The 14535-nt window shown below is 52.7% G+C and carries 9 protein-coding genes; 3 read left to right on the forward strand and 6 right to left on the reverse strand.

The genetic code is table 11. The features are described 5' to 3' along the window. The first annotated feature begins 1 nt into the window (after position 1). The gene (locus tag AC1DUO_RS13895; protein WP_015689850.1) at positions 2–1024 is read left to right on the forward strand and encodes a DUF2891 domain-containing protein; all 1023 of its coding nucleotides are present in this window, start codon (positions 2–4) and stop codon (positions 1022–1024) included. 43 nt (positions 1025–1067) lie between these two features. Here AC1DUO_RS13895 and lpxA read toward each other — a convergent pair whose 3' ends face one another. Further along, positions 1068–1856 (reverse strand): acyl-ACP--UDP-N-acetylglucosamine O-acyltransferase, encoded by a 789-nt coding sequence (gene lpxA, locus AC1DUO_RS13900; protein WP_041673215.1) that lies wholly within the window; start codon positions 1854–1856, stop codon positions 1068–1070. A gap of 361 nt (positions 1857–2217) precedes the next feature. On the opposite strand from lpxA, the gene AC1DUO_RS13905 reads away from it, so the two are divergent. Beyond that, positions 2218–3852, forward strand: a complete 1635-nt coding sequence (locus AC1DUO_RS13905; RefSeq protein WP_477987662.1) for a phosphoethanolamine transferase — start codon at positions 2218–2220, stop codon at positions 3850–3852. Positions 3853–3887: 35 nt separating this feature from the next. On the opposite strand, the gene AC1DUO_RS13910 is transcribed toward AC1DUO_RS13905, so the two are convergent. Further along, positions 3888–4784: a LysR family transcriptional regulator gene (locus AC1DUO_RS13910; RefSeq protein WP_112197703.1), complete on the reverse strand. Its 897-nt coding sequence runs from the start codon at positions 4782–4784 to the stop codon at positions 3888–3890. Between the two features lie 146 nt (positions 4785–4930). Here AC1DUO_RS13910 and AC1DUO_RS13915 point away from each other — a divergent pair, with 146 nt between their 5' ends. Continuing rightward, a complete protein-coding gene (locus tag AC1DUO_RS13915) occupies positions 4931–5437 on the forward strand; it encodes a phenolic acid decarboxylase (RefSeq protein ID WP_013575234.1) in 507 nt (168 codons plus the stop codon). Positions 5438–5521: 84 nt separating this feature from the next. Here the strand turns inward: AC1DUO_RS13915 and AC1DUO_RS13920 are convergent, their stop codons facing one another. The 4 genes from AC1DUO_RS13920 to AC1DUO_RS13935 form a co-directional block, all read right to left on the reverse strand. Next, positions 5522–6535: an alpha/beta fold hydrolase gene (locus AC1DUO_RS13920; protein WP_119261559.1), complete on the reverse strand. Its 1014-nt coding sequence runs from the start codon at positions 6533–6535 to the stop codon at positions 5522–5524. A gap of 92 nt (positions 6536–6627) precedes the next feature. Further along, entirely contained in the window at positions 6628–7323 is a 696-nt protein-coding gene (gene aqpZ, locus AC1DUO_RS13925) for an aquaporin Z (protein ID WP_015689848.1), read from the reverse strand. 183 nt (positions 7324–7506) lie between these two features. Then, complete coding sequence (locus tag AC1DUO_RS13930; RefSeq protein WP_477987664.1) at positions 7507–10512, reverse strand: RHS repeat-associated core domain-containing protein; 3006 nt, start codon at positions 10510–10512, stop codon at positions 7507–7509. A gap of 419 nt (positions 10513–10931) precedes the next feature. Continuing rightward, a partial coding sequence (locus tag AC1DUO_RS13935; protein WP_477987665.1) for a toxin TcdB middle/C-terminal domain-containing protein occupies positions 10932–14535 on the reverse strand: 3604 nt, incomplete at its 5' end.

Genomic DNA, 14535 nt, shown 5'->3' on the forward strand with positions numbered 1-14535 from the left:
GATGACGACGCAACAAAGTACCGCCCTGACGCCAGAGATGGCGTCCCGTTTTGCCTCACTGGCGCTGAATCATTTAACCCGTGAATTCCCGAACAAACTCATGCATGCCATGAGCAGCGCGGCAGATGCGCAAACGCCACGCCAGTTACATCCGGTCTTTTACGGCAGCTATGACTGGCATTCCTGCGTGCACGGATACTGGTTATTGCTGCGCCTGCTGGATCGTTTTCCGCAATTACCGGAAGCTGAAAAAATCATTGCGGTGATCGGCCAGCATTTCACGCCAGAAAACGTCGCCGGTGAAATGGCCTATCTGCAACAACCGCAACATGCCGGATTTGAAAGACCGTATGGCTGGGCGTGGTTTCTGGCGCTGAGCCAGCAATTGCATGAGATGGCATTGCCGCAGGCTGCTGAATGGGCAAAAACGCTGGCGCCGATGAGCCGGTTCTTCGAAAAGAGTTTTAGTGAGTTTTTGCCCAAAGCCACCTATCCCCTGCGGGTCGGCAGCCATTTCAACACCGCGTTTGCACTGGCATTAACGCTTGATTATGCGCGCTGCGTTAAGCATCACAAACTGGCAGAACTGATCGAAGAAACGGCGCTGCGCTGGCATCTGGAAGATGTGCATTGTCAGGCGTGGGAACCGGGCGGTGATGAATTCCTGTCACCCTCCCTGATGGAGGCTGAACTGATGCGGCGCGTTCTGCCGGGCGAAGCATTTGTGACCTGGTTTGGCCGTTTCCTGCCGGATCTGGCTCACAGTCAGCCTGCCACGCTTTTCACCCCCGCCACGGTCACTGACCGCAGTGACGGTAAAATTGGCCATCTGGACGGACTGAATCTCAGCCGCGCCTGGTGTCAGCGTTCGCTGGCCTCTGCGCTGCCAGCGGGCGATCCGCGTGCGGCCTTGCTGCGCCAGACGGCAGAAGCCCATCTGCACAGCGCGCTGAACCATCTCGACAGCACCTACATGGGCGAACACTGGCTGGCGACCTTTGCCCTGTTGGCACTCGAAGCCTGACAGTCCTCTTCCTCTGTTCAGCCGCAGGGTTACCGTGAAATCGTTAGCGAATAATCCCGCGCGCTGAATCGAGGAAAAATGCATTGAAGTGGCACAGTAACGGATATTCCGCGCTGAGCTGCTCAATTTCCCCCTTCACCCGTTCCACCGATTCCGGCTGGTGATAAAGCAAATCGTACAGATAGCGGATGACATTTTGCTGCGCTTTTCCGGCCCGGCAAAATTCCGTTGCCTGCTCGTTTATCCCTTTCGGCACCGCGCGATTTCCCCCCGCGATCACAAAAGGCGGCACGTCCTGCACCACACAGGTATTAGCAAGGAGATGGACGCCCGTGCCAATAATACAAAACTGATGCACCGCGCTCAGGGCATCAATCCGGGCATCACTGCCTAATGAAACATGCCCCGCCAGAGCACTGTGTTCGCCGATAAACGTGGCATTTCCTATCTGACAGTCATGGCCGACATGCACGCCCCCTTCAAACACATTCAGGTGCCCGATCCGGGTCATACCACCGCCCTGCACGGTGCCGCGATGCAGTGTCACGTGGCGGCCAATGCGGTTTCCATTGCCGATTTCCAGCCCGGTGGGTTCTCCGGCGTATTTCAAATCCTGGCTGATCTCGCCAATGGATGAGCCCATGCCAATCTGGTTATCCGTGCCAATTTTGGTATTGCCGTTGATAACGACATGAGAAGAAATGTGTGTTCCTTCGCCGATTTGCACGCCGGCGGAAATAAAGCAGAAAGGCCCGATAACCACTCGCGGACCGATAATGACACCTGGCTCTATGATACTGCTGGCCGCAATTGTGGCCGAAGATGAAATCAACACGAACATCCTTCTGACAGCCAGCAGGCAGTCAGTAGTGAATTAAACCGGACAGGCATAATCAGGGAAAGATCAAAATGAGCGGAGGGAAACGCACTCAGAGAGGTTTAAACAAGGGGAGTGTTTCGTTGAACATCCGCATCGCTACACGGCACAGCATAAGGCTTCAGGATCGAAAAGGCGGTCTCTTATATTTTTTTTATTTTCTGAACCTTTTCGGAAACGCTGCATAATGAAAATTTTATGACAGGTAGATTAAGGCTTTCTTAAGCTTGGATGAATATTCTATTGGATATTCATTTCTATACGTTATGTTTCCTTCACATCAACGCTGCTACCACCACCCTGTTGGGAGTTTTCATTGCGCTCTATATTTCCGAAGATTAGCTACTTTACGCTGACTTTACTGCTGACCCTGTATTTTACCTTTATCGTTAATCTGCCGATTTTGCTGCATTTTTATCACATCTTACATGCACTGCCCGCGTACAACCTGGCTTTTGCCCTGAGCATTCCGGTTGCGCTGTTTGCCGCACTGAACTTTGTGTTCACCCCTTTCAGCTTTCGTCCATTGCTTAAGCCGTTCTTTATTATCGTGCTGCCGGTCAGTGCCCTCGCCAGTTTTGCGATGATGACCTTCCAGGTCGTATTTGATCGCGGCATGATCGAAAATATTCTCGAGACGCAATCGGCTGAAGCGTCGTCTTACCTGAATCTGAAAGTGATACTGTGGTTTGTCTTCACCGGCGTTTTGCCCGCTATTTTGCTTTTCCTGACACCGGTCAGCTATGAAAAAACGCCGTTACGCCGTCTCGGTGTCCGTCTGGTGTCGATGGTGATTTCATTGCTGGTGGTTGCCTCCATTGCCGGGATTTTTTACAAAGATTACGCCTCTGTGGGCCGTAACAACCGCACCCTGAATCTGGAAATTGTGCCGACAAACTACCTCTACAGCGCGTTCCAGTACATCAATCACCGTTACTTCACGCCGAAAATGCCGTTCCAGACTATTGGCAACGATGCAAAACTGGTGCAGCAACCGGGGCAGAAACCAAATCTGGTGTTCCTGGTGATTGGGGAAACCGCGCGGGCGCAAAATCAGTCATCTGAGGGTTACGCCAAACCGACTAATCAGTACACACAGGCTATTCCTGACGTGGTGTTCTTTAATAAAATGACGTCATGCGGCACGGCAACGGCGATTTCTGTGCCGTGCATGTTCTCGAATATGAAGCGCACCCGCTACGACGCCAACCGCGCCCGTAACAGTGAAGGCTTGCTGGATATCCTGCATAAAGCCGGTGTTTCGGTGTTCTGGAAAGACAATGATGAAGGCTGTAAAGGCGTATGCGACCGTGTGCCGAATATCACCATCGATACAAAAAAAGACGGTAAATACTGTGATGGCGATACCTGCTACGACATGGCGCTGATGCAGAATATCGATGACGACATCAAACCTGACGGCAAAAATACGCTGATTGGCTTACATCTGATCGGCAGCCACGGCCCGACCTACTACAAACGCTATCCGCAGGAATTCCGTAAGTTTATGCCTGACTGCCCGCGCAGCGATATTGAAAACTGTTCTCAGGAACAACTGGTGAATACCTACGATAATACCCTGCTTTACACGGATTACACGGTGTCGCAGGTGATTGAGAAGGCGAAGCAGTATCAGGATACGTACAACGTGGCCGTGATTTATCTTTCTGACCATGGCGAATCGCTGGGTGAAAATGGCCTGTATTTGCACGGCACGCCTTACAGCGTGGCACCGGCGCAACAGACACACGTGCCGATGCTGTTCTGGTTATCCAGCGGTTATGTGAAAGCGCAGGGAATTGATCTGCAATGCCTGAAATCGTATGCCGTGAACAAAGACGTTTCACAGGATAACCTGTTCCACACCGTGCTGAGCGCGATGGACGTGCAAACCTCGGAACGTGATCCGCAACTGGATATTCTGGCAGCCTGTCGTACATCACAAAGGTAATCACGCCCCTGTTGAAACGGTTTGCTGCCAGAACGTTATGGCAGCAAACCGCACTCCGTCAGAATGCTTTTTGCCAGCGTGCTGACCGTTTTATCAAACCGCTCAGATTCATTATCCATCACCATATACAAAGCCGTTTGCCGCACCGTTCTGGCTGATAATTCCAGTCGGCGGAGCAAACCGCTCTCCAGCGCTTTTTCCACACTTTCCAGCGGCAGCCAGCCGTACCCCACGCCCACCGCAATGGCTTCCATCGCGGCCCCGACGGTGGTGAATGTCCAGCTGGCAACAGGGCCGGATGACACATTTTCTGCACGCGGCGCGTGCCGGTCGGCCACGCTAATCAGCGGAAAACGCGCCAGATCCTGCGCAGTCAGCGGAACGGTGAGGCTCATCAGCGGATGATCGCTTTTGGCCACCGGCACAAAATCCACGTCGAGCAGGAAGCGCCCCTGTATCGCATTTTCCGGTGCCAGTGTGGTGATGTATAAATCCGCTGATCGTTCATTTAATTGCTTAAGGCTTTCGCCGCGCAGAATTTCTGTCAGATGAACACGGGTATCGGGAAACTGCTGCTGAAAATTTTTGAGTGCGCGAAACAGACGGTATTTGGGAAAGACACTGTCGACAACCAGGCTCAGTTCGGTGCGCGTCCCGTCTTTCAGCCCGGCGGCACGGTGCTCAAGTTGCAAAAAGGCGGAAATCAGCGGCGTGGCCTGCATCAGCAACGCCCGCCCCTGTTCCGTCAGCGTCGCTTTACGGCCATGAATCTCCAGCAACGGCAGACCGAGACGTTCCTGTAACCCACTCAGGGCATAACTGACGGAAGACTGACTGCGGTTCAGTACCTCTGCGGCCTGCGCGTAACTTCCTTGTTCAATCACCGTTTGTAATACCACCCACTGCTCAAGTGTGGTGCGTGGAAGTGCCATACTGTTCCTTCCTTCAGATAAAAACACATCTAAATTTTAGATTATTTCCATCTGAAATCAGCGTTTTTTTATCAATTTTTTAGCGCGTAATATTCTCCTCATCGAAACAAAACATTTCACCTGTTACTGCATTAAGGAGAATTACCATGAGCAACTTTGATAAACATGACCTGAGCAATTTCATCGGCAAACACGTTGTTTACACTTACGACAACGGCTGGAATTATGAAATCTATGTGAAAAATGCCGAAACGCTGGATTACCGCATCCATAGCGGGCTGGTCGGTAACCGCTGGGTGAAAGACCAGAAAGCCTATATCGTGCGTGTGGCTTCTGATGTGTACAAAATTTCCTGGACAGAACCGACCGGTACAGATGTCAGCCTGATTGTGAATCTGGGCGACAACGTGTTCCACGGCACCATTTTCTTCCCACGCTGGATCATGAACAACCCGGAAAAAACCGTGTGCTTCCAGAACGAACATATTCCTTTGATGAATGCTTACCGCGATGCCGGACCCGCTTATCCGACTGAAGTCATCGACGAATTCGCCACCATTACCTTCGTCCGTGACTGCGGCGCCGACAATGACACCGTGATCGACTGCGCTGCCAGCGAGTTACCGGCTAACTTCCCGGACAATCTGCGTTAATCGTTAACCCGCAGACATAAAAAAACCGCAGTTCAGTCATGACTGCGGTTTTTTCATGAATACCGTTTCAGGGGGACAGGAACATCAGCGCGCCAGCGTTTTCAGCAGCGTCGCATTGAATCTTTCCGGTTCTTCCATCTGCGGTGCGTGGCCCAGACCTTTAAACTCAATCAGTTTCGCGTGCGGAATAAGCTTCGCAACCTGTTTACCCAGCACGTTGTAATGACCGATTTTTGCTTTTACCGCAGGCGGCGCAATATCGCTGCCGATGGCTGTGGTGTCAGCCGTGCCGATCATCAGCGTGGTCGGTACACGCAGGTTTTTGAATTCGTAAAAGACCGGCTGCGTGAAAATCATGTCGTATATCAGTGCCGAGTTCCAGGCCACCAGTTTATGCCCCGGCCCGTTGTTCAGCCCTGCCAGCATATCGACCCAGCGGTCGTATTCCGGTTTCCACTTATTCACGTAATAGGTTTTGAGTTCGTACTGTTTAATGCTTTCCGCCGAGGTTTTCAGCTCACGGTCATACCACTGATCGACCGTACGATACGGCACGCCCTTAGCTTTCCAGTCTTCCAGACCAATCGGGTTCACCAGCACCAGTTTCGACACTTCCGGCGCATACATCAGGCTGTAGCGCGTCGCCAGCATACCGCCGGTCGAATGCCCGACAATCACCGCTTTGGTAATCTTCAGACTTTTAAGCAAATCATGCGTGTTGGTCGCCAGTTGCTGGAAACTGTACTGGTAATGCGAAGGTTTGGTCGACGAACAGAACCCGACCTGATCGGGCGCGATAACCCGGTAGCCTTTACTGACCAGCGCCGAAATAGTGTCACCCCAGGTCGCGGCACAGAAATTCTTGCCATGCATCAGCACCACGGTCTGACCATTTTTGTGCCCGGTGGGCGGCACATCCAGATACCCCATTTGCAACGGGGCACCCTGGGAATTAAAAGAGAATTGTTTCAGCGGGAACGGATAATCAAATCCCTGCAATTGCGGACCGTAAGAAGGCGCATCGGCAGCCATTGACGCGCCGGAGAAGGAGAACGATAAAACAGCAGCACTAAAGAGCAGTTTAAAACGGGGAAGCATTGGGTTGTCCTGGTGGTGTTCACGGAACAGACGGCGTAAAGCCTTATGCTACAAACTTTACGCCGTCAGGAAAACACTTAACGCAGGCTGATTCAGTCTTTCGATTGCAGAATGTAACGATAAATCAAACCGCCCACCACGCCACCGGCCAGCGGCATCAGCCAGAACATCCACAGTTGCTGAACCGCCCAGGTGCCCTGGAATAACGCCACCGCCGTGCTGCGCGCCGGGTTAACCGAGGTGTTGGTCACCGGAATACTGATGAGATGGATAAGGGTGAGTGCCAGACCAATCGCAACCGGAGCAAACCCCGCAGGCGCACGTTTGTCGGTTGCGCCGTGAATAACAATCAGGAACACGGCGGTCAGCACACCTTCACACACCATCGCTGCGGCCAGGCTGTAGCCGCCCGGTGAGTGCTCACCATAGCCGTTAGAGGCAAAACCACTGCCTGTTGCATCAAAGCCCGCATGGCCGCTGGCAATGACATACAACACAGCCGCTGCGGCGATCCCGCCAAGAACCTGTGAAATGATATAAGGCACGACATCCGTAGCCGGAATACGACCACCCGCGAATAAACCTAATGTCACCGCCGGATTAAAATGACCGCCAGAAATATGGCCGACCGCAAAGGCCATCGTTAATACGGTCAGACCAAATGCCAGTGCGACACCGGCAAACCCGATACCCAGACCAGGAAAGCCCGCAGCGATAACCGCGCTGCCACAGCCTCCGAAGACCAGAACGAAAGTGCCGATAAACTCGGCAGATAATCTCCTGAACATAACAGCCCCTTGCATTATCAACTTAAAATTTAACTTTCAACCACTTTAAATGGCCGCCATAAAAAGAAAAACAGGATAATACACCGACTACTTTTAATTAAAACTAGAAATAGTTAAGCACTGAAATATTCATAATGCGAATCAAAAGTACATTAATCTGCGATGTGTATTTGGCGTCACAGGTTAACCCACATGACCTGCCGACCGGCTCATCGCACGCTGATGTTGTGGCGTTAATACAAATCCAGGCCTTGTATTTCTCAGGCCCGTATTAAGACCGGGGATATTTTCCGGGAAAGCGCTCCAGTGTTGCGGTTGCGACGTTTTTCGTGAACGAAAATAGTCACGCCACTCTGCTTCTGTATCTGCGACAGTCCAGTCACCCCCGTCAACGATGGCAACCGGGAAAGGACCGGGTCTGGCAACAACGCCTAAGTAACCCTGACTTTTTTCAACGTGTTGTCGCTCTTCCTGCCACATATAAGGCACAAAATTATTTTGTGCGCCGTGCCGGACAGCATTCATATGAGTTGCTTCGGCAGGACGGGAAGGATCTACTGCTGCAATATTTTTATTGATTGCATGACGAATGCCAATTTCATCCTCGCTTCCTACTGCCGGAGCCACGCCGCTGTTTTTTAATACAATATCGTGCATGTCATAATCCCCGGTATAAGGAACAATACGTTTTGCTTTAATATTATCCCTGAACCGAGTCAGATCTTCCTGGCGGGATAAGTCCAACGTAAATACCTCATCTCTTGCTTTTTCAAGATTATGAACCCAAATCCCCGAGACCGTACCTGCTGCGCCTCCCCAATGCCCGACCAGACCTATCAGCCCTGCATTTTTTGCATTTTCCAGCATCTGGGCCGAATCCTCTCCGTAAACTGCATTTACAGACTTATCTTTTATCGTTTTCTCGAGGATATTATGCCCCTTAGCCGCCGCACCGTTATTCAGGGCATCTATGGTATAGGTACCGGATTCCCTGAAACTCAATATCGCATTGTTCTCCCGGGCGGCTGATTCTATCGGTGCCATATGCGCCTCGGTGACAAACTCACGCATAACACGTTGCCGTGCCTCTGCGCCGGTGGTTATCAGACCACCGGTATCGCATTGAGTAATGGGATTGTTTTGCACCATTCTGAAAAGGTTGAGTCCGTCGATTTCCCTGGCCGGATCCGATGCCGTCCAGCGGCATAGCCACGGCGCATAATAACGGTGTCCGTAGTAATACAACCCCGTGCTGTCACGCTCTTTACCGGAATAACGCACCGTTTTATAAGCCGCTTCAGTCTCATTGCGGGTCGCCCATACCGCCGTGCCACCGAACGGATAATATTCCTCCCGGCTGATGATCTGGCCGGTTTCATCTAATTCCAGCTGTAAGGAACCGATGTTGTCATCCACGCTGTAGCGAACCCGGTTGTTTCCGAGCCTCGTCGGCAGCCCCTTCACCCAATGCAGCGCTTGTATCTGGCTGCGCCCTGCCTGAGTGATCACCACCTCGAGTTGCTCACGGTATGCTGGCTGACTGCTGACACCGTTAATCAGCGTCTCCTGCCAGATGTTGCGCAACTCCAACCCCGGCAGGTAGCGCACCTCACTGACTGTCCATAACCCGCTGCCCGCATTCGTCAGAGTGCGGGTCTGTTTACGTACCCTTATCCCGTCGCGGTACTGGTATATCTCGCGGTCATTCTGTTCGATATCCGTGCTGCTGCGGCTTAACAGCGTCACCGTCTGCAACTGATTATTCGCGTCCCACATCAGCGGGTCGATAGCGTTGGTGTAACCGCTGGCGGGCTTCCCCCCCTCCGTTTGCAATGTTTTCAGTTGCCCGCCTGGCATAAACCAGTTATCCCAGTTTATTGTCGCTGGCGTCAGGGTATTGCTACTGTCCTGGCGGATGCTGCGGTTTGATGTCAGACCGGTGACCATATTCATCGTGCTGTTCACCGCCCCGGCGTGTTTCAGGGTGTTCAGGTTTCCGCTGTCGTCATACGTGTAGTTGCGCGTGTAAGACACATGCTGGTCATCAACCGCAGGCAGATGACTGTCCTGCGCACCGTGCGAAGCGTTTTCACGCCCGGTTGCACTGACAAGCTGATACAAGGCGTCATAGGCAAATTCCCGGACTCCGTCTGTGCTCTGGTTACTGAACCAGGCTGTACTGACGGTGGAATCATTCACTTGAGTAATGTTTCCTGCCGGGTCGTAAATGTACTTCAGCGACTGTAAGCGAGAGGCATCACTGTCCCGTATGGTGGTGATTTCACTCAGGCGCAAGGTCGCCGCATCATAACTGCAGGTGGTCGTCACCCCGTTACCGGTATGGCTGGTCAACACCTGTCCTGCAGCGCTTATTGTCATCCCTGTCAGCAGCGGTACGGGGGACTGTCCTTTCAGTTGCAAAGTCTGTGTCAGTATTGCACCACTGACATCACAGGTGACACTGACGGCATGTCCGCAGGCGTCGGTCTGTTTGACAGACACTCCCAGCGCATCCGCTTGCAGCGTGGTGGTATAGACCGTTTCTTCCAGCAGAGCCAGCCGTCCGGCATTATCGTCCGGCCAGTCCGGCAAAACGTCAGCCTCCCTGAGTAAAGTCTGAGAAGATGAAAGGGTCGCGCCGCTGAGTGCGATGCTGCTGAGGGTGAGCAGACCGCCTGCATCGTACCGCCTGACACACACACCGCGCAGGTTTCTGCTCTGCGGATCCGGCGTTTGCGGATCACTGTCGCCATACACCATTACGGCGGAGGTGGTGATCGCCGTGGAACCACCGCGTTGCTGTTTAACCGACTGCGTCCGACCCGATTCATCATATGCCCACTGCAGGGTGTTACCTGCTGCATCACGGGACCAAACCGGGCGACCTTCAGCATCAAACATCATGGCATTCTGGCCACTGTCAGCACTGTCGCGTCGCAAAGGCTGGCCATTTAGCGAAATGAAGGTGGTAAGATTCGGCGCAGCAGCAGACTCAGCCTGCCAGGCAATAAACAGACGCGGGTCCCGCGCACAGGCGGTGAGTGAATCATTTGCCACCAGACAGTGGGTAACCAGCAGACTGGCAGCATCGCCCGTGCGCGAGCGGTTCCAGTTGAGGGTTCGTATCGTGATGCCACGGTTATCATTAATATTGATGACCGGTGTTTCGGAAAAAATACTATCAGCCATGAAATTACTCCTTAGAAATTTAAGGCAGAAATCCTCAGTTGGTTCCCCTAAACATTATTTCAAAAACTGCCCCTCTGTTCCGGGAAATTTTCTTTACAAAAAACATTAACAAAATTCAAATAACATGATTTTTATAAAACTTATTTCCCGGTGCTTACACGACCCTATTTTTAATGACTAATAAAACTGAATAACCTTCTAAAAACACCGCTAACAAAAGAAGTAAAACGATTCCACAAACCTTTATTATTCGGAGCTGGAGCTGACCATGGTATGAATGGCGCAAATCCTGCAGTATTTTTGCCCCTGATGCGTGTCCGGTCGGTCGCACAGTAGCAATGCCTGTCAGCGCCACACTATCTAAACGTATTATTTGAGCCAGGCATTAGCAGCCTCCTTTGACGTGTCACTAAACTTGCTCATAGTGTATCCAGCGTATCGTTCTCATCCTCACTCACGGTAAACCACGGAAAATATTGCTGGCGGATCTGGTAACCCGATCCCGCTCTGACCACTTTAATTTCACGTCCCGGTGCGTCATAAAAATGAGTATCCGCATAACCCGCAGTACGCATGGCGGAATCGACAACGTATTGCCAGTCGTTAATAAAATAGGGCTGATATGCCCGCACCGGCAGTCCTTTATTGTTGTATTCCACCCGCCCACTGACCGCCCAGCGCGGATTGGCAGGCACTGTCACCGGCTCCCCTCCCGCACTGATCACCAGTTCCCCCTCGGTATCACGCACCCACGCCTCGCCAGGCGCAACTTTGCCGCTTTGTTGCAATGTCCGGCCAAAACCATCAAAGAAGGCCACGCTGATACGGACCTGCTGTTGATCATCATCGGGATAGCGGTCTGCTGTCAGGGTGGCAAGGTGGACAGGTGTCGTCATCGCGTCAGCAAGAAGCCGGCGCACAGAGGCGTCAAGGCCGCTAATTACCGTCGCCGAGTGTGCCCAGCGTCGCCCGGCAGCACGAATATAGCCCGCAAACGTAATAAATTGCTGTTCCAGAAGAATATTCCAGGCGCTGCCACACTGTTGTTTCGTCACCTTGCCCATCCAGCTGAAGGGATCTTCAACAATGAGGGTCGCCAGATGCTGCGGGCTGGTTCCCGCCTGACTAATGGCCTGTTCGACCGTCAGTGTCACCGGAACAGGGTATTCCGTCACCGAATCAAATCCGGTCATCACACCCTGTTCCGTTCCGTAAAAGGTGGTCGCTATCTGCCTGCCGAGTGAATCCAGCTGAACTTCAGCAGTATTGTCATTAATATCAATGATTTTGGTGGGTTTCAGGAAGCGATAGTCATACGTGGCAGAGGTGGTATTACCGGCCGGATCCCGCGAGCTGATGAGACAACATCCGTAGACGTCGTAAGTGAGTGTGGTCACACCGGTTAACAGCGTTTGCCGCTGTGTCTCAGGCAAATAAAAACGGCTGGCAGGTAAGTAAGTCGTATAAGCACTGGCAATACAATAGACCGCCGCATCACTGGCACCGGCTACTGGCAACAACGCAGGCACATGCACATAACCGGCCTCTGCCAGGAGCGGAATAAGTTCGTCGCGGCTGAGTATGCCGTCATACGCCGCCAGACTGACCTCATCCAGCTCTGCCGTTTCGACATGGTCAACCCTCGCCCCCAAATCCGGCACCGCAGGTTGATAAAATATCTGGCTTTGGCCGGCATAAATACGCGGGCGACTGTTGCCCAGTAACCCGTCAGGTTCGCTTAACATTTCAAACGTAATGCCGTTCGCCGGTAACGTATAGTTCTCATAAGTCAGGACATTGGTACGCTGACAATCACTGATCCCCGGACGCCACGCCTGCGGGTCAGTCAAATCAATATAAGATGCCCGGCCCTCGGTTATTCTCAGCACCTGCTGCTGACTGTCATACGAGCTTGCCCATGCCGTATCCGGCAAGGTGGCCGGATACGGATCGACAGCGGGTTTGGTCAGACGAGGATAATTTATATTCACCTGCCACACCGTGGCCCCGTAGCGGTCTTTTTGCATGACGACCTGTTGGCCGATCACCGGGTCGGTTGCAATCTGCTCCCAGTTATAGCTGACCGACTCAAGCAGGCCCGGCATCGCCACGGCGGCAATTTTACCTCTGGCGGGTTGTACCAGACGCACCTGATAACGTTGGGTGGTCTGGGTATAAGGAATCGGGTTATTCACCCCATACACTTCACTGCAAAGTAGTGATCCTTTCAGCGCGCGATAGAGCCAGGCGCGGCTCTCGCGACTCACATCCGACAGCACAATGTCTTTGCCGTTTATGGCATCAAACTCACTTAACCGGGTAGGGTTTACCACCACCGAAAAACGTCCCACATAAGGTGCTCCGTAAAGGTTATTTTCATCCTCTTCGTGCCCGGTATGAAACCAGCTTTTACTGATCAGCGGTTCAGTATCCTCACTGGTTTGCCCGCCACCGATAGCATCGGTTTGCTCCAGATAACCAAAACCATAGAATTCACGCATAATGCCGTCATATACACCCTTACGGTAACGGCAGCGTTTTGTCAGTACACTGCCGCTGATCTCGTCGGTATTGACCGTTTGCGAAACGATATGGATCGGGAAAGGTAGTGCCGAAACAGCGCCGGGAAACAACTGTTTTTCATCAAGCCACTCTTGCGCCGAACTGCGGTAAATGATCTGGTTGTGGCGGCCCTGATTGTTGTTCACCGACTCCAGCAGATAGGGCTTTATGCTGGTTAAATCACAATGCCAGTGTTGTGGCGTCATATAGGGCACCGACAGGATCAGACTTGCTACGCCCAGCCCCTGCGAATCGGCAACGTTTAACTGACATAAATTGTCGTAACGGATTCCGGCAGGCAACGGAATCTGTACCGGTGCTGCCAGCCCGTTACCCGACAGGTTGGCGAAAATTTCAATGTAATCGCTGTGCATATACAACAAATCGGCGCCCCCTGCCCCGTCGAGATCGGCCAGAATGATGCGGCTGGGATCAAAGCTCTGGCGATCAAAACTCAGCGAACTGAGAACAAAAGGTTCACCAAATTTACCCTGCCCCAGATTTGGCCAGACAGTGATGCCGTCATGACGAATGCGGATCAAGTGTTGCTGGCCCGATCCCAGCATATCGCTGAACGCCACCAGCTCACTGGCATCCCGGGCAAAGACCGGGAGAGTATATTGCTGCTCAATCTCTGCCGGAGGGGTAAAGCCCATCCGGTTATTGGCATAAAGACGCACACTTTTCGGTCCGATTAACGCGATATCCGTTAGCCCCGAGCCGGTCAGGTCAGCCCATTGTGCAGAAGGATGGCTGAATTCCGTCGGAAAAGCGGAAAACGGCGTAAAGGTTGACCATTCACCCGACGGGTTTAGCGTGAAGAAACCATTGATGCCTGGCGCGGTCACCAGCCAGTCGAGGCGCCCGTCCCCATTGACGTCCATCAACGCCATGGAGGAAGGCTGCATGGCAGGCACCTGAGGTAAAAGCTGCCAGTCACCATAGGTGACGCTGTTCTCACCGTCACTGCCTCTTACCGGCGCACGATAGAACCAGCCAGTGGACTGACGAAACAGCACGCCGGGAATGCCTTCGCCGTATAAATCCACCAACTGATACTGTTGCCCGTCATCCAGTCCCGCCAGCGCAGGAAAAGGCTGCCACAGGTCTGGTGATGCCGTGACAGAGAACGGGCTGTAACTCAAATCAAGCGGCGGACGACTCTGCACCGTGCCATCGGTTTCATAAGCCAGTATCAGCGCACCGCTTATCTGACTAAGAATGGCGGAACTCTGATACTCAAGCAGCAACCGATGGGTCAGTGTCTCCGGTGTATGAAGTTCAGACGGAAAACGATGAAACATCAGCACCTGGTGACAGAGCCGGTGACAGCGAACCTCAAAACCAACGTCATAGCTGGAAAAAGGATCGGGTCTCACCAGCCAGTCATTGACGGGGGCATAAGCTACCGGTACGGCCGGATCCAGACTCCGCTGACCATAATCGAACACCAGGCTGAAC

The sequence above is a fragment of the Rahnella sp. P4_A8 genome, from assembly GCF_056402435.1.